We start from the raw sequence: 26,687 nt of genomic DNA, 5'->3' as shown, positions 1-26,687 counted from the left end.
CCACCCCCGCACTGACCGCCTGATCGAACAGGATCACGCGGAAATCACCCCGATACACCACCCGCTTGGACTTGACCCTCCGCTGACCGCGGACCGGCTCACCGCCACCGACAGCGCCCGGCTACCGCGGAAAGATCCCGACCACACTCTCGACGTCGCGCTCGGCGCCGACAATCGCGGATACATCTGGACCCTCAACGGCCGAACCTATGACCACCGCGCACCCCTCGACGTGACCGCGGGTCAGCGGATCCGGCTGCGATTCACCAATCGGACCACGATGTTTCATCCGATGCACTTACACGGCCATACATTCCAACTCCGCACCGCGGCGGGAAACGGGCCACGCAAGGACACCGTCATCGTCGGCTCCATGCAAACGATAGAAGCCGATCTCGACACCACCAACCCTGGCCAATGGATGCTGCACTGCCACAACGCCTACCACCAGGAAGCCGGAATGATGACCGTCATGTCCTATCTGCGCTGACCGCCCGTGCCTGGCAACGGCTGTCCGTTCTGTGACGTTGTACCCGTTGCCGGGATTCCTCGTCCTCTGCTCCGTGCCCGCGTCGATGCTCGATCGTTGAGATGCGGCGAGCCTGCGCGAAGAAGCGCGTGCGCAGGTGCCGGCCGAGCAGTGTGCGCGCAGGGAGGTCGACGAGGACGACCACCCGGGAGAGGAGACGCCGATGGTTGCCCAGGACTCCGCGACAGCCAGCTGGGCAGGTCGGGTTCGGCGGTGGGTCGAGCCGGCACTGCTGGTGGTGGTGGCTGTCGCACTGTTCGGTGGGCTGATCGCTTGGGCCGCAGGGTCTTCCGGGGTGGCGGACGGGTTCTGGATCGCGGCGACCGTGGTGGCGATCGTGCCGGCGGTGTGGTGGATGGTGGCCACCGTGGTGAAGGGACGCGCGGGGGTCGATCTGATCGCGGTGCTCTCGCTGGTCGGCACGCTCGTGGTGGGCGAGTATCTGGCGGGTGCGTTGATCGCGGTGATGCTGGCCACCGGCCGCACCCTGGATGCCGCCGCGGAACGGCGGGCCTCCCACGATTTGCGGGCGCTGCTCGAGCACGCACCACGGTCTGCACGTCGCCGCGTCGGGGGTGAGGTCACCACGGTCGCGCTCGACGACATAGCCGTCGACGACGTCGTGGTCGTCGCGGCCGGTGAGGTGGTCCCGGTCGACGGGCGGATCATCGGTCCCGCCGCTGTCCTCGACGAGTCGGTGCTGACCGGGGAGCCGCTGCAGGTCGAACGCGAGATCGGGGAGCCGGTGCGCTCCGGGGTGGTCAACGCGGGCGCGACCTTCGAACTGCGTGCCACCGCCACTGCCGAGGCCAGTACCTACGCCGGGATCGTGCGACTGGCCCAGGAAGCCGGTGCGGAGAACGCGCCGGTCGTCCGGCTGGCCGACCGCTATGCGGCGTGGTTCCTTCCGCTGACGCTGCTCGTGGCGGCGGGCGCCTGGGTGTTCAGTGGCTCGCTGGTCCGGGCGGTAGCGGTGCTGGTGGTGGCGACGCCGTGTCCGTTGCTGTTGGCCGCGCCGGTGGCGATCGTGTCGGGGTTGTCGCGTGCCTCGCGGCACGGGGTGATCATCCGCAGCGGCGGCGCGTTGGAAAACCTCGGGCACGCAACAACTTTGGTGATGGACAAGACCGGCACCCTCACTGCCGGCAGGCCGGTGGTCACCGCGGTGGTCGCGGTCCCGGGCGCCGACTCCGCCGAGGCGATGCGGCTCGCCGCCTCCCTCGACCAACTGTCACCGCATGTGCTGGCCGAAGCGATCGTCACCGAGGCGCTGGCCCGTAATCTGGTGCTGTCGTTGCCCTCGGATGTCACCGAGCAGGCCGGGCGCGGAGTGCGCGGTGTCGTCGACGGTCACCGCATCGAGGTCGGGAAACTACCCGATACCGCCACTACCGCCGACTGGGCGCGCGCGGTGGTCAACCAGGCGAGTCTGGACTCGGCGGCGATCGCGTGGATCACCGTCGACGACCGGCTCACCGCCGCGATACTGCTGCGCGACCCGCTGCGCCGCCACGCGCCGCGCACGGTGCGACGCCTGCGGCAGGCCGGGTTGAACCGGCTGGTGATGCTGACCGGTGATCGGCCCGAGCCCGCCCGTGAGGTGGGTACCGTCCTGGGACTCGACGAGGTCTACGCCGGTCAGAGCCCCGCCGACAAAGTGCATGCGGTACAACGTGAACGCGAGGCCGCGCCCACGGTGATGGTCGGCGATGGCGTCAACGACGCCCCGGCGCTGGCCGCGGCCACCGTCGGAGTCGCCATGGGAGCGCGCGGCTCGACCGCCTCGTCGGAAGCCGCCGATATCGTGCTGGCCACCGACCGCCTCGACCGGCTCGCCGACGCGATGGACACCGCGCGCTGGTCACGCCGCATCGCGGTGCAAAGCGCTGTGGCCGGCATGGGCATGTCGCTGGTGGCCATGGTCATCGCGGCGCTGGGGTGGCTCCCGCCGGCGGCCGGCGCGCTGCTTCAGGAAGCCATCGATGTCGCGGTCATCGTCAACGCGCTGCGCGCGCTTCGCGGTAGTCCCGCCGCCCGCGCCCAGCTGCCTGCCGACACCGGCCGGCTGCTGCATCGCTTCGCCGGTGAGCACGACGAACTGCGCGACACGCTCAGCCTGCTGCGGACCTCCGCCGACCGGCTCGCCCAGCGCTCCGACCGCACGGCGCTGGCCGCGGTCGAGGAGGCCTACACATTTCTGGTCGACCGGCTGCTACCGCACGAAACAGCCGAGGAGACCCAGCTGTATCCGAAGCTGGCCGGGCCACTGGGCAGCAGCGAAGCCACGGCCACGATGAGCCGCACCCACGCGGAGATCCAGCGACTGACCACTCGCATCGGCACTCATCTCCAACTGGCCCGCTCCACCGGTCACATCGCCGCGGACCAGGTCGACGATCTGCTCGCCTGCCTCTACGGCCTGCACGCTCTGCTGCACCTGCACTTCCTGCAGGAAGAGGAAAACTACTTCACCCTCACCGACGATGAACCGGACACTCCACATGCCGTAGCGCCCTCATTACAACAGTGATCGCCCGGCGCCTCGAGAGCCCTCGGATCGGTTTACGCTACAGGTAGCGCACCGGTATGGAGCATAGGCGTTTCGACTTCGGGTACAGGGTCACGCGGGTGTCTGCGAGGGAGGTGGCCGCCATGGGCGGCGGGCCGTCTGACAACAACGGGAGCGAGCGCGCGATCGTGGGCAGTGTCGCGGCGCGTGACGCGCTGTCGCAGCTGCAACTGCACACGGTTCTGTCCGAGCTGCGCGACCGGGTCGAGGACGTCATCAGTGCCCGCGACCAGACCGACAACCTGGTCGAGGCCATGCTGGCCGTCACCGCCGACCTGAATCTCGACGACACCCTGCGTGCGATCGTGCACGCCGCCAAGGGGCTGGTCGGCGCCCGCTACGGCGCGGTCGGTGTGCTGGGCGCCGACGGCACACTGGCCCGATTCGTGCACGAAGGCATCGACGCCGAGACCGTCGCCCGGATCGGGCACCTGCCACGCGGGCGCGGAGTGCTGGGAGTCACGCTCACCGACCCGAAAGCGCTGCGTCTCGACGACCTCGCCCGGCATCCGGAATCGGTGGGATTTCCCGAGCATCATCCACCGATGCACAGCTTCCTCGGTGTGCCGCTCCGCATCCGCGGCGAGAATTTCGGCAGCCTCTATTTGGCCGAGAAGACCAACGGCCAGCCGTTCACCGCCGACGACGAGGTCGTCCTCAGCGCTCTCGGGTCCGCCGCCGGCATCGCCGTCGACAATGCGCGGCTGTTCGGATCCGCGCAGCTTCGCCATCGGTGGATCGCCGCGACCTCGGAGTTGACCACCGAATTCCTCGCCGCCGCCCATCCCGACACCGTGCTGGGCCACGTTGTCGAGCGAGCGCGGGAATTGACCTGCTCCGAGCGGGCCTGGATCGCTATCAGCGTCGACCCGGACGTTCCCGCCGAGGAAGTCACCGAACTGCACATCACCCACTGGGCCGGACCGGACACTCGACTCGACCGGCGAATCCCGGTCACCGACAGCATCTCCGAGGTCTTCCGCGACGGCAAAACGACCAGCAGTCCCCGCATCGACCGCAGCGACAGCGCGTTGTTCGGAGACGGACCGGTCCTGCTGCTACCCCTGCACACCGGCGCCACCGCACTCGGCGTGCTGGTCTGCGCCCGCTCCGCAGAGCAGCCGGCCTATTCCGTTGAGGTCGCCGAACTGTGTAAAGGATTCACCGGGCAGGCGGCATTGGCGTTGGATGCGGCTCGGATGCAGCAGCGCGTCCGGGAGCTCGACGTATTAGCCGACCGCGACCGCATCGCGCGCGACCTGCACGATCATGTCATCCAACGGGTCTTCGCGATCGGACTCTCCCTCCAAGGCGCCGTCGGCTACAGCCACCGTCCCGACGTCCAGCAGCGCCTGTCCGACGCCGTCGACGAACTGCAGCAGGTCATCACCGACATCCGTGGCAGCATCTACGAACTCCACGCCGACACCGGCCCCACCCGGCTACGCCAGCGCATCACCGACATCGTCCGCGGCCACGCCCAGCCCGCGGGGCTGCACGTCACCACCGGATTCACCGGTCCGCTCGACGCGGTACCGCCCGAGTTGGCCGATCACGCCGAAGCCGTTGTCGCCGAAGCCGTCAGCAACACCGTCCGCCACGCCGACGCTGACACCCTAGCCCTCGACGTCACCGTCGACGACGCACTCACCATCACCGTCGAGGACAACGGCATCGGCATTCCGGCCGATACCGACCTCACCGCCAGCGGTCTGGCCAACCTCGCCGACCGCGCCCGCGACGCCGGCGGCAGTTTCGACTACGGGCCCGCCACCCGGCCAGGTCCCCGCGGGCCGGGCACCCGCATCACCTGGACCGCTCCGTTGCCCTGAACCGGCCGGCCGCCAGGGACGGTGCACGCCGGCAGAGAGAGGTTCGTGGGACTTTCGGCACTTCCCGCCCGGTGCTCTCGATGGAATCCTTGACGGTGCCGGGCACGCTCGGTGTTTGCTCGAGACGGTGGTTCGGTCAGCAGATTCGGGCCGAGCCACCACGAGACGTGAAACGTCGGATTCTCGGTGGTGCATGATCGACGCAGGCCCGTCCTCGAACAGGCATAACCAAATAACCGCAATGCCCGTCGTGTCGTGACACCGGCGGGCATTGTCGTCGATCCCACCTCGCGTGCTCATCGGGACTTTGTTCTCTTCCGGCCTTCCGTGCATCGGTGGAGGGTGGAGAACTGCCCATACTCGAAAGGAGAAAACGATGACCACAGCCAAGCAGATCATGCACGAGGGTGCCGCGTGGGTGTCACGGACCGATACCGTCGAGCACGCTGCCCGGCTCATGCGCCGGCTCGACGTCGGAGTTCTACCGGTCAGCGATGAGAACGAGCGGCTGTGCGGAATCATCACCGACCGCGACATCGTGGTGAAATGCCTTGCGACCGGCGGTGATCCGGCGACGGCGACCTGCGCCTCGCTGTGTGAAGGGACGCCACGGTGGGTGGACGCCGATACGGATGTTCACGACGTTCTGCACGAATTGGAAGAGCGCCGGATCAAGCGCCTACCGGTCATCGAGAACAAGCGGCTGGTCGGCATGATCAGCGAGGCGGATATCGCACGCCACCTCAGCGACGACGAGATCGCGAAATTCGTCGAAGGCGTCTACGCGGGCACCTGACAGCAGTGCGCCATGCCTGAAGATACCGGCGTCGTCGACGATCTCGGATTGTCACCGGCGGCCCTGGCGACGGTCGCCGAACGGTACCTGCGGCGCGATGCCGAGGGCAGGATCTGCGAGTCGCCGGGCCGGATGATGGATCGGGTCGCCCGGTTCGTCGCCGGTGCGGAGGACGCCTACCGGGCCGGCAGCAGCGAATACTGGGCGCGGCGGTTCGCGGCGCTGTTGCGCAGCCGCGAGTTTCTTCCGAATTCGCCGACCTTGATGAATGCCGGCACCGGTGACGGTGTGCTCTCCGGCTGCTTCGTTCTGCCACTGGACGATTCGCTCGATTCCATCTTCACCACGCTGCGCACCGCCGCACTCCTGCATCGCGAGGGCGCCGGAACGGGATTCGCGTTCTCGCATCTGCGCCCCCGCGGCTCGCGCATATCGACCGGAGGGTCGGCGAGCGGTCCGGTCTCGTTCATCGAGCTGTTCGATGCGGCGGCCCGGGTGATCCGTCTGGGCGGGCGGCGCCGGGCCGCCAATATGGCGGTGCTGCACGTCCGGCACCCGGATATCCGGGAGTTCGTGCACGCGAAGACCGACACGACCGTGCTCTCGACCTTCAACCTGTCGGTGGCGGTGACCGACGAGTTCATGCGCGCGGCCGCCGAGGACCGCGGTCACCGCCTGATCGACCCCCACACCGGCGCGACCGTGCAGGAGGTGTCCGCGCGGGGTCTGCTGGCCGACATCGCCGAACAGGCCTGGCGCACCGGAGAGCCGGGTGTCCTGTTCCTGGATGCCGTCGCCCGGGCCGATCCGCTTCCCGACCTGGGGCCGCTGGAAGCCACCAACCCGTGCGGCGAGGTCCCGCTCCTACCGTACGAATCCTGCAATCTCGGATCGATCTGCCTGCCCCGGCTCCTCGACGGCGACCACATCGACGAGCAACGCCTCGCACGCGTCGTGCGCGAGGGTGTGCGCTTTCTCGACGATGTCATCGACGTCGCGGAGTATCCCGTGCCCGAACTCGGGGCCGCCGCACGCGCCACCCGAAAAATCGGCCTCGGCATCATGGGGCTGGCGGAAACCCTTGCCGCACTGGGCCTTCCGTACGACAGCGCGGAAGCGGTGGGTTTCACCGATCGCTTGATGTCGCGGATCGCGCGGTGGGCGCGGACCGCGTCCCGGGAACTCGCCGCCGAGCGCGGGGCGTTCCCGCTGTTCGCGCGGAGCATCCCGGCCCGGCAGAACGCGCCGCCGGTGCGCAACGCTCAGGTCACGTCCATCGCGCCGACCGGAACCATATCCCTCATCGCCGGGGTGAGCGCGGGGATCGAGCCGCTGTTCGCCCTGGCATACACACGCCATCTCATCGGCCGGCAATTCGATTGTGTGGAACCGCTTTTCGAGCAGGCCGCCATCGAACGCGGAGTGTGGTCGGAGGCGGTGGCGGCCGAGGTCGCCGCGACGGGTATCGCGGGCGCGAACCTTCCCGCCGATCTCCGTCGCCTGTTCCGTACGGCGCAGCAGATCGCGCCGATCTGGCATGTGCGGATGCAGACCGCGGTGCAGCGCCACACCGACGCGGCGGTCGCCAAGACCGTCAACATGGCGCCCGACTCGTCCGTCGCCGATGTCGAAGCAGTCTTCACGCGCGCCTGGCGGGCGGGAAACAAGGGTGTCACGGTGTATCGCTCGGGCAGCAGACCGGATCAGGTGCTGCGGTATCCGGACGCGAGCACCGACACGACGAGCAACGACGCGGCCGTCGTCGTGCGCGGTGCGTACGGCGGAGGCACCGCGGTTCCGGAGCGCAGCGCGTGATGCCCGGAGGAGTTCGACCGTCTAGGCCCTCGGGCGCGCGACGATGACCGGGCATTCGGCCGACTGCACCACCGCCCGGCTGGTGGAGCCGAGCAGCATTCCGGCGAATCCGCCGCGACCGTGACTGCCGACGACCACCAGCTGTGCGTGCTCGGCCTCGGCGAGCAGGGCGCGGGCGGGCTTCTCGGGGATGGCGATGCTGTGCACCGCGACCTCGGGATGGCGATCCCGATGTGCGGCAAGGCTTTCCGTCAACAGAGCGAATTCCTTCTCGCGTGCCTGTTCCCACGCACCGGTGGACAGTTCGCCACCGGTCGAGTCGTTCCAGCACCGCAGCGCGGTGACCCCGACACCGCGTAGCTCGGCCTCTTCGAACGCGATCGCCACCGCCGGCACGCTGTTGTCACTGCCGTCCGTACCGACCAGAACGGGCCGGCGGGCGGAGATCGGGTCGAGGCTCGCCGACGTCCGCACCACAGCCACGGGACAGTGGGCGTAGTGAACCATCGCCGAACTCACCGAACCGAGGAAAGCCCGGTGAAAGGCACCGCGCCCCCGGCTGCCCACCACGAGAGTCCGCGCGGTCCGCGATCGCATGATCAGGCAGGGGATGATCGGATCGAAGGTCACCTCCCGGCCGATCGTCAGCGCATCGGGTGCGACCGCCGCTCGGGCGATGCGCACCGCCTCGTCGGCGACGCGCTCGCCGTCGTCCTGCATCTGCTCGACGGCCTCCGCCGTCACATACGGCACCGGCCCGTACGCCCCTTGAAACGCCACGGAGGCGAGCACGTGCAGCGGACATCCGTGCAGTGCCGCGTCGGCTGCGGCCCACGCGACGGCCTGCTGCGACACGGCGGACCCATCGGTCGCCACTACGATCGGAGCAGGTGATCGCGCCCCGCGCGTTTCCTCGGTCATGAGTCGATGTCCCTTCCGGGAGTCGGTGGCCGGTGCCCGGTCAGTCGCCGGACTTCACGTCGACCTTCGTCACCTTCTCCTTCGGCTCGCCCATCGGAACGGTGACCGTGAGGATGCCCTTGGCATATGTCGCGTCGATGCCCTCGTCCTGTGCTCCCTCGGGAAGCGAGACGGTGCGTTCGAAGGAGCCGTAGCTGAACTCCGAGCGTCCCTTCTCCTCGTGGGATTCGCTGCGCTCGGCCTTGATGGTGAGCAACCCGCCATGCACGGACACTTCGACGTCCTTCGCCGGGTCGATGCCGGGAATCTCGGTACGCACCACATAGTGGCCGTCGTCGACGGACTCCTCCACCCGCAGGAGATGACTGCCGAACATCGGCGCCAAGCCGGGAGTGAACGCATTCCACCAATCGGTGAAGTCGGGTAGCAGCGATCCGGGGCGGTGGGCGGGAAGCAGGTTCATGATCACTCCTCGGCTGTGTGGTGGGTACCTGTTCCTATCCCTCGATCTCAGCGTGGCAGGCCGCGCACTCCTAGGGCAGCGAGTCTTCACCCCCGAGTGACGGAAGTCCTCGCCGCGTTATCGGTCCTGGTCGGCGCCCGTGGTGCCGGCGCGTGTGCGCTCGCTCGTCGCGCCGTTGAGCCGGCCGTGGTGGGTGAGTGGGTGAAGTGCTTCGGCCGCACCGGCTTCGCGGGCGAAGAAGCTGCTGATGTCGCCGATCGCACTCATCAGCGGTGCCGGGAACACGACGGTGGTGTTCTTGTCGACGCCCAGTTCGATCAGGGTTTGCAAGTTGCGCAGCTGCAGTGCCAGCGGGTGCGCGACCATGGTGTCGGAAGCCTCGCCCAGTGAGGCGGCGGCCAGCGATTCGCCCTCGGCGGCAATGATTTTCGCGCGCTTTTCGCGCTCGGCTTCAGCCTGGCGGGCCATCGCCCGCTGCATGCCGTCGGGAAGTTGGATGTCTTTCAGTTCGACCAGGGTGACCTCGACGCCCCACTCCACCGTCGTCGCGTCGAGGATCTGGCGGATGTCGGCATTGATCACGTCGGTCTCGGCGAGCGCTTGGTCGAGGGTGTGCTGACCCACCACCTTGCGCAGGGTGGTCTGTGCGATCTGATCGATCGCCGCGGCGACGTTCTCGATGACGATCACCGATTTCGCGGCGTCGATCACCCGGAAGTAGGCGACAGCCGAGATGTCGACACTGACGTTGTCGCGGGTGATGATGCCCTGCGACTGGATCGGCAGTGTCACGATGCGCATGGAGACCAGGCGCAGCCGGTCGACCACCGGAATGATGAACCGCAGACCCGGTTCGCGCACGGCGATGAGCCGGCCGAGCCGGAACAGCACGCCGCGCTGATACTGGTTCACCACCCGGATCGACAGCGCCGCGACGATCGCGACGAGTACGACGACGGCGACGATGATCACGGTGATCGTGGCAGTACTCATGGGCCGGCCTCACTTCCTGCGTGTCGGCGCCCAGTGGAAGGCGAAATCGAGGGTGAGATCGCCGTCGACGGCGCTGTCGATCTCCAGCTCGCGATGCACCTGTCGCGGGACCGGGACGGTGATTTCCGAGTTGCCGATCCCGTAGGTCAGATCGGTTCCGGCGTCGAGCCGATCGGCGATGTGACGCAATTCGGCGGCCAGCTCGCCGCGGGTCAGAGTGCAGTGATTCTCGTACAGCGTGTGTGCCATGGTGATCAGTGCACGCCCGCGGTCGGTTCATCGCCAGGGGAGCACTACCCCGAATGGTCATGGCCTTGGTCACTCGGCTGCACGGGCGATGCGGTGTCGCACCTCAGAGTTGAAGAACGACGTGCACGATTTCGTTGTCGTAGTCTGCCGACATCGGGATGTCGATGTCCTTCAGCAGCTGCATCATGGTGGAATTCGTCGCCATGACGTCGGCGACGAATCTGTCGATACCGCAGCGGCGGCCGTCGTCGGCGAGGCGCGTGAGCAGGGCGGTGCCGATGCCCGATTGCTGATCTTCATGCGCAACGACCATGGCCACCTCGGCGCAGTGTGTGCCGGGGGAGACGATGTAGTTGGCGACACCGATGAGCCGAGGTCCGAGAAACGCGCCCACCGCGCCGTGACCCGGATCGTTGCTCGCTGTCGCCGCGGCCAGATGGTCCAGATGTTTCGGCCGCGGCCCGAAGAATCGGTAGTAGCTGTCGTGTTCGTCGAGCGCCGCGTGGAGGTCGCGAACAGCGCTCGCATCGCCGGGGCCGAGCCGGCGAAAGGTGACATCGTCGAGATCCAGGGTCGTCTCCGCGGTCGGGCCGAATTCCGGATCGTGGGAGTGCGACATATCTGCCAGCATCGGCCACGGCCCCGGACTCCCGACAGGGCCGGAGGTCCCGCCGTCCGCCGACCGCGGCAGCGAGTGCTACCGGGCCCTCCGTCGGTTGCCGTGTCTATGGCCCGCTCGAGGAAATCGCTCCAGCGAGGCATCTCGATGCCTTTCCGTTCACCATCGAAGTGACCTGCTGATTTTCATCCGCGATGGCGTCGTTCCCGTAGGGGCGCGGGTCGACGGAACGCCAGGAACCTTCTCCCTCTTCTCTCCGGCACACTTCTCTCCGGCACACCGATGGCTACCGCATTCGGGTCCGTCTGCTCCGGTGCGTCCGCGGAGTATTCATGAAGTATCGGCTGAGAGAGGTTTCCGTCTTCCGAGATGGTCGCGTCCGCCGCACGGCCGATCCCGTGAACCAGCTATCGCCGGTCGGAGGTGATGACCATGAAACCAGCGGGACACACGTCTTCGATGCGCGAGGCCGAGATCGGACTCGAGGCGTGGGCAGCCACGTGCGAGCGCTGTCTGGTCGAGACGGTCGACGCACTGGTGGACTGCTTCGTGGTCGGGCCGAGGCCTTGCCCGTCCGAAGTGATCGAGTGGACGCATATGTGTCACGACCCGGAGAGCCTCTTGGGATATCTGTTGGAATGGGTGATTTATCACCGGCGCGTATTCGCCCGCATCCCAGTCGTCACGAGCGTCGAGAAGGCGAGTGGATGGGATATTCGGCTGGAGACCGCCGATGTGAGCGGCCGGATGGACGATGCCCCGGAGTGCGTGCATGTCCAGGCGGTCGACCTGCGCCCCGAGTTCGGCGGCTGGCGCTGCACCGTGACATTGGATGCGAGCACGGAGTCGGATGAACTGTCGTGCACACCGGCCCCGGAGAACACCCCACGCATCCAGCACGTGATTTCGGCTCGGCTGGCGTAGGTCGTGCCGGTCCGTTGACGGAAAGCCCCGGGTGGGGGCAAAGACCTTTGCGCGTTCCTTACGGCTGTCGATGACGATGATTGCTTGGATGGTGGTGAAGGTGGCCGCGCGAGCGGCGGTCGCGGATCGGTTGGCGTGTGCTGTCGAAGCGCGGAAGGCCGGTGATCAGGGTGGCTCGGTATCTGGCGGGTGGGTTCGAGACGGGGTGGGGTGTGGTCGCGTCGGCGCCGGAGCATGTTCCGGTGTACAGCACGATGCAGGTGTGGATCGGGACCGGGGTGGTCATGGTGATCGTGGTCGCGATGCTCGCGGCGATCGGCTGGATGATTCAGCGCGGACGAGTCGCCCGGCGTCCCCGGCATGGTGTCCACAGGCGCTCGTGATTCCAGGTCCGGGCACCCCGTGGGCCGATGGTGGCCGCGTCGATGCACATCGAACCTCCCGGTGGCATCTCGTGCGGCGATGTCAGCCGCGGCCGAGTTGGATGGCTTTGATCACCAGCAGGATCGCGCCGACGATCAGGTAGGCGCGCAGTGCGAGCATGCCGAGTTTCGTACCCGCGGACCAGGTGACGGGTTCGAGCAGGGTCAGTGGTGGCATGCGCCAGTGATCTCGGTCGGCGCGGTCGGCGACCGCTGCCGGGACGGGCGCCGGCGTGCGGCGTTGAATCCACCTGAGCCCCGCTGTGGCGAGGATCGCGAGGACGGCCAGCGCGCCGGTGAGCCATCCGGCGGTGGCCACGACGTCGATGCCGGGGAAGAGGGTGGTGGCCATCAGGATTCCGGAAAGCAGGAGCAGGACCGCGACGATGATTCCGGCGACGACGTTGAGCCAGGTGCGGTTGACCCAGGGGCCGAGGACTTGGGGGTCGTTGCACAGCAGGAGCAGGAAGACACTGGCGCTGGGAAGCAGCAGACCGGCGAGGGCTTGGACCGCGGTGGTGATCAGTCCGAGGGGAGCTCCCGGGATGAGGACGATCGCCGCGGCGAGGGTGACCATGGCGATATAGGACAGGTAGAACTGCTTGGCGTCGCGGAAGCCCCGGTGCAGGGAGTGTTTGATGCCGAAGACGTCGCCGAAGGCGTAGCTGGTGGCGAGGGTGACGGCGGCGGCGCCGATGATGGAGGCGTCGAGGAGCACGATCGCGAAGATCGCCCCGAGGGCCCGGTCGATGTCGCCGAGTAGGTGGGCGATTTCTCCGGCGTCGGTGAACTGCCCGGTGGTTGCGGTGGTGCGGGCGGCGTAGTCGGCGGTCATCATGAGTGCCGCCGCGCCGATGACGACGACGAAGGCGCCGAGTGTGGTGTCGGCGCGTTCGTAGCCGATGAAGCGTGGGGTGATGCGTTTGTCGACGATGTTGGATTGCTGGAAGAACAACTGCCAGGGCGCGACGGTGGTGCCGACGATGGCGATGATCAGCAGCACCGCATCGGAGGTGACGCCGCCGCGTACGCCCGGGACGACGAAATCGGTTGCCGCGCGACCCCATTCGGGATGTGAGAGCAGCAGCATGGGGATCTGCAGCAAGGTGATGGCGATGAAGACGAACATCGCGCGTTCCCAGCGCCGGAAGCTGCCGCTGGCCATGATCGTCACGAGTGCGACCGCGGCGGTCGGGACGACGATGTATTTGGAGATGCCGATGTAGTCCGCGGCGAGGGTGACACCGATGAATTCGGTGATGATGGTCAGGAAGTTGAGGATGAACAGGTCTCCGACGGAGAACCAGCCCCAGCCGCGGCCGAAGCGTTCGTTGATCAGCCGGGCGTGCCCGACGCCGGTGACCGCGCCGAGGCGGACGACCATTTCCTGATTCACGATCAGTACCGGTATCAGCAGCAACAGCACCCAGAGCAGGCTGTAGCCGTAGTTCTGGCCGGCTTGTGCGTAGGTGGCCACGCCGCCGGCGTCGTTGTCGCCGACCATCACGATCAGCCCGGGGCCGACGATGGCCAGCAGTGTCAGTGCGCGTGTGCGGAGGGTGCGGGGGTGGTCGCTGTCGCTGAGCCGGATGCGACCGAGAGCGCCCTCGATATCGCCGAGGTGCGCCGAGTCCAGGACCGCTGAGCGTGGTTGCGCCCGCGGGGTGCTCGCGGGCGGTGCCGGGCGAGGCGTCGGCGTGGGTTGTGCTGGGGCGGAGTCGGTTTCGTGCGCGTCGGTCATAGCGGTAGGTCGTGGTCGGTGGCGTCGGCGACCGTGCCGGTGTCGCGGATCGGGCGGGGCGCGGGTTCTCGGCGCCGCCAATCGTCGGGGATCGTGGCCTCCAGGACGTCGTCGACGGTGACCACCCCGAGGACGCGGTCGGTGTCGTCGATCACCGGGAGCGCGTAGAGGTTGTAGTCGGCCATCAGCAACGCGATATCGGTCAGGTCGGCGTCCGCGGTGACCCGGACCGGGTCGGCATCCATCACCTCCGACACGGCGCGGCCGGGTTCGCTCTGCAACAGGGTGATCACCGATACCACTCCCACCAGCCGTCCCTCGTCGAGGACATGGATTTTCAACAGCGCCTCGGATTGCAGGCCGTGCGCGGTGGCGATGATCGAGAGTGCTTGTGCCGCAGTCGTATTCGATTCGCAGGTGGCGAAGTCGACGGTCATCAGGCCGCCGGCGCTGTCGGGGTTGAACCCCATCAGGGTGATCACCTTGGTGCGCTGCCCGGCGGGCATCAGGTCCAGGACCCGCCGTCGCCGGGATTGACGTAGGTCGGTGACGGCGTCGGCGGCATCATCGGCGCGCATGCGGCCCAGCAGCGCGGCGACCTCGGAGTCGGGCATGTCCTTCAGCAGCCGGCTGGCTTCGTCGGGATCCAGTTCTTCGAAGACGTCGGCTTCCAGCTCCGGGTTGTCGTGCACGCGGTCGAGAATTTCGCCCTGCTCGTTTTTGGTGGCGTCTTCGAGCAGGTCGGCGATCTGCGCCGGTTTCAACGCGCCTACCCGGCCACTGAGACGGCGCACGGTGATCGAACCGGGATGACCGATCAACGGTTCGAACGCCTTCCAATCCCGGGACGCATGTCCGGCGCCGGTTTTGACCAGCCCGAACAACCGGGCGGGGCGGCGGGTGTCGAGGCGGGCCAGAACCCAGCCGGAGCCGGTGTCGTCGAGTTCGACATCGTAGGCGCGCACCAGTTCCGCCGCCGAGACGTCGATCAGCCGATGACCGAGGATGTCGGCCCGTAACAACACCTCGCCCTCGCGGCGTTCGAAACCACGCAGGTCGACCTTGTTGACCGCCAACAGGATCCGGTCCGCGGTGAAGTCACGGATTCTGCCGGACGAGACGAAGACCTTGCGACCCCCCATCCCGACCACAGCTCCGGTCACCGGAGGGTAGGCGTCGCCACCGGGGAGGCGAACTATCAGGTCTTCGACCCGGCCGATCGTCTCGCCGGATTTCGCGATCACCGGAGCCTTCACCAACTGCGACAGATGCAGCGTGCCGCCCGTCGACGTGGAGCCGGCCGAAAGGTCTTCGTTCATGTCCCACTCCCGCCTGGCAGGCCGACACCGATGATTTGATCCGAATTCTGCACCGACCGCGTCCCGGCCGCGACTACGCGACGCCGACAGCTATCTGAACGCCGGGTACCGCGCACCATGCCGCCGCCTCCGCGCCCGCCGCAAGATCCGGCCGGCAATCCATACGGATCCTTAGCGGGTCCGGTGCCGGATCTCGTGGCTTACACCTCGATCTGTGAGCCCATGATGATGGTGCGGTCGCGTGGCAGGCCGAAGTAGTCGGCGGCGTCGGCGGTGATGTAGGAGGTGGCGATGAACAGGCGCTTGCGCCACGAGGCCATGGTGGCGGCGGTGCCGCGGCGGAGTTCGATGGTGGACAGGAAATAGGAGGCGCGGTCGAGGTCGAGCGGGCCCTCGGTGTCTCGTCGGTCGACGAGTGCGAGCGCGTGCGGAACGTCGGGGGTTTCCATGTAGCCGTAGCGGGCGGTGACGTGGGTGATGCCGTCGTCGGGAGGTCCCAGCGGGTCGGTGGCGATGCGTTCGTTGTCGGCGATGCGGGGGACGGGTTCGGTGTGGATGGACAGGATCACGATGTGGTGGTGGCGCACGTGGTTGTGTTCGACGTTGGCGCGCAAGGCCAGTGGAGCTGTTTCCTTGCCGCGGTTGAGGAAGATCGCGGTGCCGGGGACTCGCGTCGTGGCGGGTGTGCCTTCGGCGAGTTCGTCGACGAATTTCCGCAGCGATCCCTCTCGCCGGATTCGTTCGGCGGTCACGATCTGGCGGCCACGTTGCCAGGTCGTCATGACCGTGAATGCGGTCAGGCCGATCAGCAGCGGCAGCCAGGCGCCGTGCGCGAACTTGGTGAGATTGGCGGCGACGAACAGCAGATCGACGGTCAGCAGCGGGAGTGCCCCCGCGGCGAGGATCCAGCGGGGGATATGCCAGCGGCTTCGCGCGACGTAGAAGAACAGCAGGGTGGTGATGGTGATGGTTCCGGTCACGGCCATGCCGAAGGCGAAGGCCAGCGCGGTCGAACTGCGGAAGGCGAAGACCAGGGTGAGTACCGAGACCATCAGCAACCAGTTGATCCACGGGACGTAGATCTGGCCGATCGTGGATTCGGAGGTGTGGGCGATGCGCAGCCGCGGCAGGTAGCCCAGTTGCGCGGCCTGGGAGGCAACGGAATACGCACCGGTGATCACCGCTTGTGAGGCGATGACCGTGGCGGCGGTGGCCAGCAGCACCAGTGGCAGTCGTGCCCAGCCCGGTGCCAACAGGAAGAAGGGGCTGCTGATGTTGCGGGCGTCGTCGAGGATGAGTGCGCCCTGCCCCAGGTAGCTGAGTGTGCAGGCGGGAAAGACGAGGATCAGCCAAGCGCGGGTGATGGAGCGGCGGCCGAAATGTCCCATGTCCGCGTAGAGCGCCTCGGCGCCGGTCACCGCGAGCACGATCGCGGCGAGCGCGAAGAACGCGGTACCGAAGTGTCCGGCCAGAAAGCCCAGCGCGTACGTGGGCGACAGCGCCTGCAGGATGCGGGGATTGTGCGCGATGCCGCCGATGCCGCAGGTGCCGATGGTGAGGAACCACAGCACCATGATGGGGCCGAACATCCGTCCGACCGTGGCGGTGCCGCGGCGTTGCACCACGAACAGCGCCACGATGATCACGACCGTCACCGGGATGACAAGGTCTTTCAAGGCCGGCTCGACGACCTTGATGCCCTCGACGGACGACAGTACCGAGATCGCCGGCGTGATCATGCTGTCACCGAAAAACAATGAGGCGCCGAAGATTCCGAGCGCGGCCAGGCCGATCGCCGTCTTCCGCCCGCGCGGTGAACTCCACCGGCGAAGCAGCGTGATCAGTGCCATGATGCCACCCTCGCCGTCGTTGTCGGCGCGCATGGCGAGCAGGACGTAGGTGACGGTGACGATGATCATCACCGACCAGAACACCAACGACACCACGCCGAACACGTTGTCGCTGTTCACCGGTACGGGATGGGGGTCGCCCGGGTCGAATACGGTTTGCAGGGTGTAGATCGGGCTCGTCCCGATATCGCCGAACACCACCCCCAGCGCGCCGATCACGACACTCCAGCGCACGGTATCGCGGTGGCTCGGCGGCTGCCCCGGTTCCACCTCGAACGCGGGGCCGCCTCCGATGGTGCCCTTCGCCCCTGTCATGGTGCTCCTCCACGTCGTGGTGTCACGCCAGTCGGACGATACAGCGCACGGCCTTCGAGGCGGGTGAAGGGCGTGGCAGCGGTCTGCCACCGAGTGGGCTCGACCTATCGGGCGTGGATCTGTGCCGACAGCTGCGGGATCGTTCACCGGTTCCCGTCATCGCGGTCTCCCGCGACCACAGCGGCTTGTCATGGCCTTCTACGACCAAGGCACGGTTACTCAGAACCCGCTCGGCAACCGCGGGTACGCAGCGCATTTCCGCGTGTGGGAATCGCGGGGACGGCGACTGGATCTACTCTCGTCGCGTCGATCGAGCCGCCGCTGCGTCCACGAATTCCGCGCCCGGACCCAGCGGCCGGAATACGAGGAGTTCGCGGTGACCCGAGGCGATGTTCATCTGTGTGGAAGTGTGCCGCTGCCGAATGCGGAGGCCGTATTCGATACGGCCGCGCGCCGGCTCGGACCGTGGCTCAGCCGCATACCCGACGGTGAGACCGGCGAGCGGGACAACTTCACGGTCTGGCAGTTGCCGCGCATGGGCGCGCATCCGGATCTGGAGACGGTGCCGCCGCCGAGCCCGGAATACGGGCCCAGTGAGCGGGTGCGGCCCAAACCGGGCGTGGATCCCGCATCGATCGATTTCGGTGAGCTGGGTTACGCGCAGGCAGCGCTCGAGTCGTGGAGCGTGTTCCGCAAGCTGCGCGAACGCGGCGACATCGATGCCGGTGTGCGGTTCCAGGTCTGCCTGCCCACCCCGATCTCGGTGGTGGGCGCCTTCGTCGGCGATCCGCAGGACATTCTCGAACAGCGCTACGAGGCGGCTCTGCTCGCCGAACTCGGCCGCATCGCCGCGGAGATCCCGCACACCGATCTTGCGGTGCAGTGGGATTGCCCGGTCGAGTTCGCCATCTTCGAGGGGGTGTTCCCGTCCTGGTTCGGCGCCGACGACGACACTCGGCTGAGTGAGATCGTCGCCCGGCTCGTGCGCCTCGGCGCGGCCGTGCCCGGAAACGTCGAACTCGGATATCACTTGTGCTACGGCGATTTCGGGCATCGTCACTTCGCCGAGCCCGCCGACACCGGTCGTATGGTGGCGGTGCTGTCCGGTGTGCTGGCGGCGCTGCCGCGCCGGGTCGACTGGGTGCATATGCCGGTTCCGCGCTCGCGCGCCGACCGCGAGTACTTCGCACCGCTGGCCGGGCTGGACTTGCCGCCGCAGACCCGGCTGTACCTCGGACTGGTGCACGCCACCGACGGCCGCGACGGGGCCCTGCGTCGTATCGCCGGCGCCCGGGAAATCGTCGACGGCTTCGGTATCGCCACCGAATGCGGGTTCGGCCGTCGGCCCGCAGAGCACATTCCGGATCTGCTGGATCTGCATGCAGAACTGGCGGCCATGCTGTCGTGAGACCGGTGATCCGCCGACGCGAGTCCGAGCACCGGCGCCGGGACATGGTGGTGAGGCCGAGAACGAGGGCATGTTCCCCACGGCGGCGGCCACGGTCACCCGTAGCGAATCTGTTGCCCGGGAACCCGATCTTCGACGTTCGCCGGCCGGCCCGCAGCCGCTGACTCGGTCCGGGGCGAGTGCGCTGCGGGTGTCGCCGGTCACGGTCTCGGGTGATCTCTTCGGTGTCGTTGTGCTCTGTCGGCGGGGCCAGGCGGACAGGAACGATCGCAGCAATGAGGTCGTCCGAATCGACCCGGCAACCCGAAGGACTCGCATCATGACTCCGTTACAGATGGTCGGCCCGCATTCCGAACGGCATCGCGGCGAGCACGCGGGCTGGTTGCGCGCCGCGGTTCTGGGCGCCAACGACGGGCTGGTCTCGAACGCGAGCCTGATGGTCGGCGTGGCGGCCAGCGGCGCTTCCGCGGGCGCGGTTCTCACTGCGGGGCTGGCCGGCTTGGCGGCCGGGTCGATGGCCATGGCTGCGGGCGAATACGTTTCGGTCAGTTCGCAAGTCGACGTCGAACGCGGCGACCAGGCCAAAGAGGAACACGAACTGGCCATCGATCCGGAAGCCGAACTGACCGAGCTGGCGGGCATCTACCGTGACCGCGGACTGCCCGCCGAACTTGCCGCGCAGGTCGCCGCCGCACTGCACGACAACGACCCGCTCACCGCCCACCTGCGAGATGAGCTCGGGCACAACGAAATCACCGCCGCCCGCCCGGCACAAGCCGCGATGGCCTCGGCCGCAAGCTTCTTCCTCGGTGGTTTGCTCCCGCTACTCGGTTTGATCGCCCCGTCCAGCGGCACCCGGCTGGCGCTCATCGTGCTGGTGACTGTGCTGGGACTGGCCGTCGCGGGCGTTCTCGGTGCCCGGGTCGCCGGGACAGGCATTCTGCGCCCCGCGCTGCGCGTCGTCATCGGCGGCAGCCTCGCCATGGCGGTCACGGCCCTGGTCGGTCAACTCGTCCACGTCGCCGGCGTCTGAGGGGACCGCGACCGGGCGCGCCTCGATGGGGGCTTGTGAAGACCGGAGGGCGTGCCCCGGGCTGTCCTCCCTCACCGAATGCACCTGGCCGATCAGCCGTCCGATCGGTCGGGATTTCGAACCGCTGTAGGGTGGGTCGGTGAGTGAAGCAACGCCCCCCAGGCCGGGTGTGCCGGTACGGGGATCGAGCTCTGGCCAGCCATTGATGGCGGCCTTCGACCTGCTGGGGCGCCGTTGGGCGATCACGGTGCTGTGGGAGTTGCGCGGAGATCCGGTCGGATTTCGAGAGCTGCGGCGCAGCCTTGCGGGCATCTCCTCCAGTGTGCTGTCGACCCGTTTGCGCGAGCTGGTGTCGGTCGGCGTTGCCGAAACCGTGGCCGATGGGAAGTATCGGCTGACCCCGATCGGGATCGAACTGCTGTATGCGCTCGCCCCGCTCAAGGCGTGGTCGAGCAGCTGGGCCACACACCTGGGCGTGCAGAGTTTTCAGCGCGGCCCCGTCGACGATCTGGATCGTCTGCCCTGATTTTCGAACCGTCCTGAGCGGATAGAAGCTGGAGCTTCGTAAAAATTCACCTGATGCGGTTCGATTTTCAAACCACTTTGATCTAGGGTTCGTCTCAGGGGCGGACGAGAGGCCCGGATCATGGAGGTGAGGTTCGACATGCGATGGTTCCGTGTGCGGCGGCTGCGAGAAGTGGGAACCCGGCTCGTTCTCGCTGCGACTCGTCGTATCGTCCTCGGTTTCGCCGAGCGCGGCGCCGAATCGTCGAGGCGGGGGTTCGACAGCTCCTATCCACTGTCTCCACTGCCCGGAGATCGCTTCTACGGGTGGACGCACTATGGCGTGATGATCCCCAATCTTGCTGCGCCGCATCAGTATCTGAGTGTCATGGTGATGGCGGGAATGCCGGGGCAGCGGGCGTTCGACGTCGACGATGTCGTGACGACGACGCCACGCGACACCGCGACCGTGTCGATCTCCACCGCGGCGGCGGCGTACTACGGCACGGTGTCTCTGCGCGATGACTGCGCCTTCGGCTCTGCGGGGGACGATCTGCGTTTCGGTGCCGAGTTGACCATCGGCGGACGCTATCCGGAGTTGTTCGTGGCCATCGACATTCCCGGCATGACCGCACGCCTGCGGTTCGCACTCGCCGAGCGGGCAACCTGGTTCGTGCGGGGACGACCCTACGATCACCTGAGCTTGCTCGGGCGATACACCGGCTGGATCCGGACATCCGATGCCCGCGTAGACGTTTCGGGTGCGGGAAACATCGAATACGCACGTTGCTTGGGTCCCTATGCTCTGCGCGATCGCCTGCTCCCGTGGCGTTACAAGGCGCCGGTCGACTTCTTCACCTATCACGTCGTGGAACTGTCCGCCGACGCTCAGCTGTTGTTCTGCCGAGTGGGCATGCTCGGCGACCGCGTCGGCGATCTGGTCCAGTTCCGAACCCTATCCGGCGACGGTGACTGGCGCGTCAACGAAGTCGCCACCGATCGCACCTTCTACGAAGTCCTCGAGTATCAGGACATACCGACGGTCGACAGCGTCGGCAGGCATGAAATGCTCATGCCTCGCCGCTTCCGGCTGGGTGTACGCGATCGGGTCACAGTCGTCGGAACATACGACACCCCTGGACATTTCGGCGTCGGCCTCGGATACATCGCCGGATACCGCGCTCAGGTCGACATCGACGGACACCACATCGACACTCGCGGCTACGCCGAATTTGTCGACGTTACCGACGAAGGGACGCGCCGCCTCAGCGGATAGGCCGAGTTCGCCGGCTGATCGATCCGGTAGCGGCGCTGTCGGCACCCTCGTCCCGCTGGATCGGTGTAACGACCGGCGAGTGGGAGGGTGCGGCTTCGCCTTTGGTCAGGCCGGAACCTGGTCGGCGGCGAGGAAATCGTCCACGAATCCCAGCGCCCGGTCTTCCAAGCCCGCGTAATGAGCTTCGCGCACCGCGCCGGTGAGGGCTTCGTCGAGCAGCAGATTGCCTGCGGCGTCGAGGCGCTGCCGTTTTTCCTCCGCACCGGGCAGCAGGCCAACCGTCGACTGCGTGAGGCCGCAGTAGTAGGCGATGCCATCGTCGAGTTGGGTGCTGAGCGCATCCGGCATGAGGTCGACGACCGCGTCGTCGTCTGCTACGCCGGCCAGGCGCAGCCACAGTATCCGCTTGCCCGCGAGCCGAGGTGCGCTGCGGCCGACAGGTCTCGTTTATCCGTTCACCGCAGAAGAAGTTGTGGCGCACATGGCCGGGATGCTTGCCCAGTGAGCAGCAAGCACCCGCCGCACGTCTTGTGGACGTCGCGACGGGTGCACTCGCGCGTGAACCGATCAGGAACGACGGCTTCGAGTCGGTGCCCTGTCCAGCTACCGTCACCGGTCGTACTTCTTCCAGAACAGTGGATTCAACCGTCCTGGCTGGTGTAGGTCCCGCAGCCTCTATCTGTATACGTTGATATGCGCATCTAGGCATTTGGCGCGCGAGTTTCGTGCCCGGAGGAGTGGTTGACTTCCGTCGAAAGAAGCAGCCGAGAGGGGGCGGGCCGAGGAATGGTGCCACCTACGCTGCGAATGGTGCAGATGCCCGTTCAGTCGATGGCCGTCCAGGTCAATGGCCTGAAATATGTTGCTGCGCTACGCATCACGAACGAAAAGTGCCACGCCGCTCAATGAAGCGAAGGAGAGGTAACCGCTTCGGCGCGGATGACCAGCTCGCCGAACCGGCGCGAGACGGCGGGCTCCAGATCGGAATCGGTGATGGCGCCGCCGATTTCGTCGAATCCGGCGACTTTGGCCAGCGCGCGCCTGCCGAATTTCGAACTGTCGGCCACGACGAGAGCTTGTGCGGCGGCGGCGATCATGGCGCGCTTGAGCGGTACTTCGAGGGTGTTCATATTGGTGATGCCGGCTTCGAGATCGACCGCGTCGGCGCCGAGGAAGGCCCAGTCTGCGGTGTAGTCGGACAGGAACGCTATCGCGCGCTCGCCGACGAGGGTGAAGACCGAACCCAGCAGCTCGCCGCCGGTGACGAGCAGGCGCACGCCCGGCGTTTCGGCCATGTATTTGGCGATGCGCAGATCGTTGGTGATCACCGTCAAATCGGTGTGATTGCGCAGAGCTCGGGCGATTTCGTAGGTCGTGGAACCGCTGTCGAGGATGACGGTCTGGCCGTCGCGCACGCGCGCCGCGGCCGCGATGCCGATCGCGGCCTTCTGCTCCAGGTGTTCGCCTTCTTTCATGGCGTAGGGCAGCTTCGCGGTGGCTCCGGGAGCCGGGCGGGCGCCGCCGTGGGTGCGTTGTGCCTGACCGGCTCGTTCGAGCGCGTCGAGGTCGCGGCGGATCGTCGACGCGTCGACGCCGAGTTCGTCGGCGAGCGTCTTGGCCTCGACATAGCCGTCGGTGACCAGCCGATGCATGATTTCGCGCCGTCGGGTGCTCGCGAGCAACGGTGCCTCCCGGAACTTCTGGTCGGTGCATCGGCGATGCGTCGTGCGTTCTGCATCGTAGTCGAGCACGGTGTTGACTTGTTCGCGCATGCGGGTGCATGATTCCGAGCGCAGCTTGCGCGATTTCGTGCACGACGATTCCGAGGTATCCGATGAACCGCACACCGAAGCCCTCGGCCGGCGAGGGGGTGCCGGTGAGCCCGTCGGCCTTGCCGGTGTGGCATGAATTGGCAAGCCACCGTGCGGAACTGGCCGCAACGTCGCTGAGGGAGCTGTTCGATCGCGATCCTCGGCGGGGAACCGAGTTGTCGGTCGAATACGACGGTGTGGTGCTCGATTATTCGAAGAACCTGGTCACCGATCGCACCACGGGCCTGTTGATGCGTTTGGCCCGCGAGCGTGGCCTGGCCGCGAGGATCGAGGCGATGTTCGCCGGCGCGCGGATCAATACGACCGAGGATCGCGCCGTGCTGCACACCGTTTTGCGCGCTCCCGCAAGCGAATCCGTTGTGCTCGACGGTGTCGATGTCGTCGGTTCGGTGCACGAGGTGCTGGATCGGATGAGTGATCTGGCCGATGCGGTTCGGTCGGGACGGTGGCGTGGCGCGACCGGCGGTCGCGTTCGGACGGTGGTGAACATCGGTATCGGAGGCTCGGATCTGGGGCCGGCGATGGCCTGGCACGCTCTGCGCGAATTCGCGCAGGACGGGATCGAGGCGCGATTCGTGTCGAATGTCGACGGTCACGATATCGACCGGGTCCTGGGAGACCTGGACCCGGAGACGACGTTGTTCGTCGTCGCGTCGAAGACGTTCACCACGGTCGAGACGTTGACCAACGCCCGTACCGCCCGCGGGTGGCTGGCGGATCGGCTCGGCAATGAGGCGGTGGGCCGGCATTTCGTCGCGGTGTCGACCAACGCCGAACAGGTGGCAGCCTTCGGGATCGACCCGGCGAACATGTTCGAGTTCTGGGACTGGGTCGGTGGGCGGTATTCGCTGCCGTCGGCGATCGGGCTGTCGCTGATGATCGCCATCGGCCCCGAACGGTTCCGCGACTTCCTCGCCGGAGCCCACAGCATGGATCGGCATTTCCACACGGCTGCGTTCGAGGAGAACCTGCCGGTGCTGCTGGGCCTGCTCGGTGTCTGGTATCGAAACTTCTGCGGCGCACAGGGTTTCGCGGTGCTGCCGTACGATCAGCGGCTCGCGTTGCTGCCGGCGTATCTGCAGCAGCTCGATATGGAGAGCAACGGGAAGTCCGTCGACCGGCACGGTCGTCCGGTCGGTGTCGATACCGCGCCGATTCTGTGGGGTGCGCCGGGCACGAACGGGCAGCACGCGTTCTTCCAGATGTTGCATCAGGGAACGACGCCGGTGCCGAGTGACTTCATCGGTGTGCTCGAACCCGCGCACCCCTATCGGGTGCACCACGATCTGCTGATGGCGAACCTGTTCGCCCAGACCCGGGCTCTGGCTTTCGGCGACCTCGACAGCGTGGGCGAGCGGCCCCCGCATCGGTGGTTCCCGGGCGGTCGGCCGAGTAACACCATCCTGCTGCCGCGCCTGAGTCCTTACACTCTGGGGCAGTTGATCGCGTTGTACGAGCACAAAGTGTTCGTGCAGGGCTGGATCTGGGGAGTGAACTCCTTCGACCAGTGGGGTGTCGAGCTCGGCAAGAAGCTCGCGACCGGTATCCACGACGATCTGCAATCCGATCGAGCGCCGGCCTGGGACAGTTCCACGAACGCCCTGATGATGCGCTACCGACGTGTCCGTGCGGCGGGTGGGGCCGACCGTCCCACCGCTACTACTGATGAAATGATTTGAAATATGACTTCCTCTTCTGCACTCGCTCAGATCGGTGTGACCGGCCTTGCGGTCATGGGCAGCAACATCGCCCGTAACTTCGCCCGCAACGGCTACACCGTGGCCCTGCACAATCGCAGCGTCGCCAAGACCGATGCGCTGCTCGACGCGCACGGGGACGAGGGCGAGTTCGTCCGCACCGAGACCATCGAGGAATTCGTCGGCGCGTTGGAGAAGCCGCGGCGAGTGCTGATCATGGTCAAGGCGGGCGAGGCCACCGATGCGGTGATCGAGGAACTGGCCGCCGTCATGGAGCCCGGCGACATCATCATCGACGGCGGCAACGCCCTCTACACCGACACCATCCGCCGCGAGGCGGCCATGAAGGCGCGTGGACTGAACTTCGTGGGCGCGGGCATCTCCGGCGGTGAGGAGGGCGCGCTCAACGGGCCGGCCATCATGCCGGGCGGGCCGAAGGAGTCCTACGAGTCGCTGGGCCCGTTGCTGGAGTCGATTTCGGCGAAGGTCGACGGCGTCCCCTGCTGCACCCACATCGGCCCCGACGGCTCGGGTCACTTCGTGAAGATGGTGCACAACGGCATCGAGTACGCCGATATGCAACTCATCGGTGAGGCCTACCACCTGCTGCGCGACGCTCTCGGCTTCGACGCCGGGCAGATCGCCGAGGTGTTCACCGAATGGAACTCCGGCGACCTGGAGTCCTACCTGGTGGAGATCACCGCGCAGGTGCTCGAGCAGACCGACGCAAAGACCGGCAAACCACTTGTCGATGTGATCGTCGACGCCGCCGAGCAGAAGGGCACCGGCCGCTGGACGGTCAAGTCCGCGCTCGATCTCGGCGTGCCCGTCACCGGCATCGCCGAGGCCGTCTTCGCCCGCGCACTGTCCGGCTCGCGCGCGCAACGCCGGGCGGCACACGACCTGGCCTCCGGAACGCTCGCCGAAAAGCCCACCGACGCAGCGCAATTCACGGAGGATATCCGCAGGGCGCTGTATGCCTCCAAGATCGTCGCCTACGCTCAGGGCTTCGACCAGATCGCGGCGGGCAGCACCGAATACGACTGGAACCTGCGCCCCGGTGACCTGGCCACCATCTGGCGCGGGGGCTGCATCATCCGGGCCCGCTTCCTCAACCGCATCAAAGACGCCTACGAGGAGAATCCGGACCTGCCGAGCCTGATCCTGGCCCCCTACTTCCGTGAGGCCATCGAGCAGGCCGTCGACAGCTGGCGCCGCGTGGTCTCCACCGCGACCCTGCTGGGAATCCCGGTGCCGGCCTTCGCTTCCTCGCTGTTCTACTACGACGCCCTGCGCGCGCGACGTCTGCCCGCCGCCCTCACCCAGGCCCAGCGTGACTTCTTCGGCGCCCACACCTACGAACGCATCGACGCGCCGGGCAAATACCACACGCTGTGGAGCGCGGACCGCAGCGAAACACGCACCGAATGATGCGACAGGCATGATTCGACAGGCGTAGCACTCGCTCGAATGAACTGAGAGACAGAGACTTTGGACATCAAGCTGGGATACAAAGCGTCGGCAGAACAATTCGGACCACGCGAGCTCGTCGAGCTCGGCGTTCTGGTCGAAGAACACGG

23 protein-coding genes are annotated in these 26,687 nt (G+C 67.0%); 13 read left to right on the top strand and 10 right to left on the bottom strand.

What is annotated here, in order from left to right:
* From A5789_RS30885 to A5789_RS30865, 5 genes are all read left to right on the top strand, one after another.
* On the top strand, positions 1-490 hold a 490-nt coding region (locus tag A5789_RS30885; RefSeq protein WP_156773037.1), incomplete at its 5' end, for a multicopper oxidase domain-containing protein.
* A gap of 202 nt (positions 491-692) precedes the next feature.
* Positions 693-3,059 carry a heavy metal translocating P-type ATPase gene (locus A5789_RS30880; RefSeq protein ID WP_064903847.1) on the top strand — a complete coding sequence of 789 codons (2,367 nt, stop codon included), beginning with the start codon at positions 693-695 and terminating at the stop codon, positions 3,057-3,059.
* Positions 3,060-3,181: 122 nt separating this feature from the next.
* Complete coding sequence (locus A5789_RS30875) at positions 3,182-4,930, top strand: GAF domain-containing sensor histidine kinase (RefSeq protein WP_064903849.1); 1,749 nt, start codon at positions 3,182-3,184, stop codon at positions 4,928-4,930.
* A gap of 376 nt (positions 4,931-5,306) precedes the next feature.
* Positions 5,307-5,726, top strand: coding sequence for a CBS domain-containing protein (locus tag A5789_RS30870; protein ID WP_064903845.1), 420 nt, complete (start codon positions 5,307-5,309; stop codon positions 5,724-5,726).
* A 12-nt stretch (positions 5,727-5,738) separates the two neighbouring features.
* Entirely contained in the window at positions 5,739-7,541 is a 1,803-nt protein-coding gene (locus A5789_RS30865) for an adenosylcobalamin-dependent ribonucleoside-diphosphate reductase (RefSeq protein WP_064903843.1), read from the top strand.
* A 21-nt stretch (positions 7,542-7,562) separates the two neighbouring features.
* Here A5789_RS30865 and A5789_RS30860 read toward each other — a convergent pair whose 3' ends face one another.
* From A5789_RS30860 to A5789_RS30840, 5 genes are all read right to left on the bottom strand, one after another.
* On the bottom strand, positions 7,563-8,462 hold the full coding sequence (locus A5789_RS30860; RefSeq protein ID WP_064903841.1) for a universal stress protein: 900 nt from the start codon (positions 8,460-8,462) through the stop codon (positions 7,563-7,565).
* 40 nt (positions 8,463-8,502) lie between these two features.
* The gene (locus A5789_RS30855; RefSeq protein ID WP_063018014.1) at positions 8,503-8,925 is read right to left on the bottom strand and encodes an Hsp20/alpha crystallin family protein; all 423 of its coding nucleotides are present in this window, start codon (positions 8,923-8,925) and stop codon (positions 8,503-8,505) included.
* Between the two features lie 117 nt (positions 8,926-9,042).
* Complete coding sequence (locus A5789_RS30850) at positions 9,043-9,918, bottom strand: slipin family protein (RefSeq protein ID WP_082941076.1); 876 nt, start codon at positions 9,916-9,918, stop codon at positions 9,043-9,045.
* Between the two features lie 9 nt (positions 9,919-9,927).
* Positions 9,928-10,167, bottom strand: a complete 240-nt coding sequence (locus A5789_RS30845; protein WP_063017987.1) for an amphi-Trp domain-containing protein — start codon at positions 10,165-10,167, stop codon at positions 9,928-9,930.
* Positions 10,168-10,270: 103 nt separating this feature from the next.
* On the bottom strand, positions 10,271-10,786 hold the full coding sequence (locus A5789_RS30840; RefSeq protein WP_193615471.1) for a GNAT family N-acetyltransferase: 516 nt from the start codon (positions 10,784-10,786) through the stop codon (positions 10,271-10,273).
* Positions 10,787-11,245: 459 nt separating this feature from the next.
* Between A5789_RS30840 and A5789_RS30835 the strand changes: the two genes are divergently transcribed.
* Entirely contained in the window at positions 11,246-11,710 is a 465-nt protein-coding gene (locus tag A5789_RS30835; RefSeq protein ID WP_146101059.1) for an archease, read from the top strand.
* 161 nt (positions 11,711-11,871) lie between these two features.
* Positions 11,872-12,093, top strand: a complete 222-nt coding sequence (locus A5789_RS30830) for a hypothetical protein (RefSeq protein WP_064922775.1) — start codon at positions 11,872-11,874, stop codon at positions 12,091-12,093.
* Positions 12,094-12,175: 82 nt separating this feature from the next.
* Here A5789_RS30830 and A5789_RS30825 read toward each other — a convergent pair whose 3' ends face one another.
* The 3 genes from A5789_RS30825 to A5789_RS30815 all read right to left on the bottom strand — a co-directional run bounded on the left by A5789_RS30825 (position 12,176) and on the right by A5789_RS30815 (position 17,357).
* Entirely contained in the window at positions 12,176-13,873 is a 1,698-nt protein-coding gene (locus tag A5789_RS30825) for an NRAMP family divalent metal transporter (protein ID WP_082941075.1), read from the bottom strand.
* Complete coding sequence (locus tag A5789_RS30820; protein WP_064906745.1) at positions 13,870-15,192, bottom strand: magnesium transporter MgtE N-terminal domain-containing protein; 1,323 nt, start codon at positions 15,190-15,192, stop codon at positions 13,870-13,872. Before A5789_RS30820 ends, A5789_RS30825 begins: the two co-directional genes overlap by 4 nt.
* A gap of 200 nt (positions 15,193-15,392) precedes the next feature.
* Positions 15,393-17,357 (bottom strand): potassium transporter Kup, encoded by a 1,965-nt coding sequence (locus A5789_RS30815; RefSeq protein ID WP_082941074.1) that lies wholly within the window; start codon positions 17,355-17,357, stop codon positions 15,393-15,395.
* Between the two features lie 376 nt (positions 17,358-17,733).
* Here A5789_RS30815 and A5789_RS30810 point away from each other — a divergent pair, with 376 nt between their 5' ends.
* From A5789_RS30810 to A5789_RS30795, 4 genes are all read left to right on the top strand, one after another.
* Positions 17,734-18,765 (top strand): hypothetical protein, encoded by a 1,032-nt coding sequence (locus A5789_RS30810; protein WP_063018008.1) that lies wholly within the window; start codon positions 17,734-17,736, stop codon positions 18,763-18,765.
* A 319-nt stretch (positions 18,766-19,084) separates the two neighbouring features.
* Positions 19,085-19,798, top strand: coding sequence for a VIT1/CCC1 transporter family protein (locus tag A5789_RS30805; protein ID WP_064906744.1), 714 nt, complete (start codon positions 19,085-19,087; stop codon positions 19,796-19,798).
* 205 nt (positions 19,799-20,003) lie between these two features.
* Positions 20,004-20,324 carry a helix-turn-helix domain-containing protein gene (locus A5789_RS30800; RefSeq protein ID WP_063910915.1) on the top strand — a complete coding sequence of 107 codons (321 nt, stop codon included), beginning with the start codon at positions 20,004-20,006 and terminating at the stop codon, positions 20,322-20,324.
* 138 nt (positions 20,325-20,462) lie between these two features.
* On the top strand, positions 20,463-21,578 hold the full coding sequence (locus A5789_RS30795) for a DUF6670 family protein (protein ID WP_155525589.1): 1,116 nt from the start codon (positions 20,463-20,465) through the stop codon (positions 21,576-21,578).
* A 105-nt stretch (positions 21,579-21,683) separates the two neighbouring features.
* On the opposite strand, the gene A5789_RS30790 is transcribed toward A5789_RS30795, so the two are convergent.
* Both A5789_RS30790 and A5789_RS30785 read right to left on the bottom strand, forming a co-directional pair.
* Positions 21,684-21,926 (bottom strand): hypothetical protein, encoded by a 243-nt coding sequence (locus A5789_RS30790; protein WP_064906742.1) that lies wholly within the window; start codon positions 21,924-21,926, stop codon positions 21,684-21,686.
* Positions 21,927-22,480: 554 nt separating this feature from the next.
* A complete protein-coding gene (locus A5789_RS30785; RefSeq protein WP_227462737.1) occupies positions 22,481-23,350 on the bottom strand; it encodes a DeoR/GlpR family DNA-binding transcription regulator in 870 nt (289 codons plus the stop codon).
* A gap of 62 nt (positions 23,351-23,412) precedes the next feature.
* Between A5789_RS30785 and pgi the strand changes: the two genes are divergently transcribed.
* Both pgi and gndA read left to right on the top strand, forming a co-directional pair.
* Complete coding sequence (gene pgi, locus A5789_RS30780; RefSeq protein ID WP_064906741.1) at positions 23,413-25,089, top strand: glucose-6-phosphate isomerase; 1,677 nt, start codon at positions 23,413-23,415, stop codon at positions 25,087-25,089.
* 3 nt (positions 25,090-25,092) lie between these two features.
* A complete protein-coding gene (gndA, locus tag A5789_RS30775; RefSeq protein WP_064906740.1) occupies positions 25,093-26,538 on the top strand; it encodes an NADP-dependent phosphogluconate dehydrogenase in 1,446 nt (481 codons plus the stop codon).
* Positions 26,539-26,687 lie beyond the last annotated feature (149 nt).

It is taken from the genome of Nocardia sp. 852002-51101_SCH5132738, from assembly GCF_001665695.1.
GTDB lineage: Bacteria > Actinomycetota > Actinomycetes > Mycobacteriales > Mycobacteriaceae > Nocardia > Nocardia nova.
This window is presented reverse-complemented; position numbering and strand designations above follow the sequence as displayed.

Coding starts and splice junctions, on each gene's coding strand:
- A5789_RS30865 (WP_064903843.1), top strand. CDS start 5,739: ATGCCTGAAGATACCGGCGTCGTCGACGATCTCGGATTGTCACCGGCG.
- A5789_RS30795 (WP_155525589.1), top strand. CDS start 20,463: ATGCGATGGTTCCGTGTGCGGCGGCTGCGAGAAGTGGGAACCCGGCTC.
- A5789_RS30850 (WP_082941076.1), bottom strand. CDS start 9,918: ATGAGTACTGCCACGATCACCGTGATCATCGTCGCCGTCGTCGTACTC.
- A5789_RS30820 (WP_064906745.1), bottom strand. CDS start 15,192: ATGAACGAAGACCTTTCGGCCGGCTCCACGTCGACGGGCGGCACGCTG.
- A5789_RS30815 (WP_082941074.1), bottom strand. CDS start 17,357: ATGACAGGGGCGAAGGGCACCATCGGAGGCGGCCCCGCGTTCGAGGTG.
- A5789_RS30785 (WP_227462737.1), bottom strand. CDS start 23,350: ATGCGCGAACAAGTCAACACCGTGCTCGACTACGATGCAGAACGCACG.
- A5789_RS30825 (WP_082941075.1), bottom strand. CDS start 13,873: ATGACCGACGCGCACGAAACCGACTCCGCCCCAGCACAACCCACGCCG.
- A5789_RS30860 (WP_064903841.1), bottom strand. CDS start 8,462: ATGACCGAGGAAACGCGCGGGGCGCGATCACCTGCTCCGATCGTAGTG.
- A5789_RS30855 (WP_063018014.1), bottom strand. CDS start 8,925: ATGAACCTGCTTCCCGCCCACCGCCCCGGATCGCTGCTACCCGACTTC.
- A5789_RS30840 (WP_193615471.1), bottom strand. CDS start 10,786: ATGTCGCACTCCCACGATCCGGAATTCGGCCCGACCGCGGAGACGACC.
- A5789_RS30845 (WP_063017987.1), bottom strand. CDS start 10,167: ATGGCACACACGCTGTACGAGAATCACTGCACTCTGACCCGCGGCGAG.
- A5789_RS30880 (WP_064903847.1), top strand. CDS start 693: ATGGTTGCCCAGGACTCCGCGACAGCCAGCTGGGCAGGTCGGGTTCGG.
- pgi (WP_064906741.1), top strand. CDS start 23,413: ATGAACCGCACACCGAAGCCCTCGGCCGGCGAGGGGGTGCCGGTGAGC.
- A5789_RS30805 (WP_064906744.1), top strand. CDS start 19,085: ATGACTCCGTTACAGATGGTCGGCCCGCATTCCGAACGGCATCGCGGC.
- A5789_RS30835 (WP_146101059.1), top strand. CDS start 11,246: ATGCGCGAGGCCGAGATCGGACTCGAGGCGTGGGCAGCCACGTGCGAG.
- A5789_RS30875 (WP_064903849.1), top strand. CDS start 3,182: ATGGGCGGCGGGCCGTCTGACAACAACGGGAGCGAGCGCGCGATCGTG.
- gndA (WP_064906740.1), top strand. CDS start 25,093: ATGACTTCCTCTTCTGCACTCGCTCAGATCGGTGTGACCGGCCTTGCG.
- A5789_RS30870 (WP_064903845.1), top strand. CDS start 5,307: ATGACCACAGCCAAGCAGATCATGCACGAGGGTGCCGCGTGGGTGTCA.
- A5789_RS30800 (WP_063910915.1), top strand. CDS start 20,004: ATGGCGGCCTTCGACCTGCTGGGGCGCCGTTGGGCGATCACGGTGCTG.
- A5789_RS30790 (WP_064906742.1), bottom strand. CDS start 21,926: ATGCCGGATGCGCTCAGCACCCAACTCGACGATGGCATCGCCTACTAC.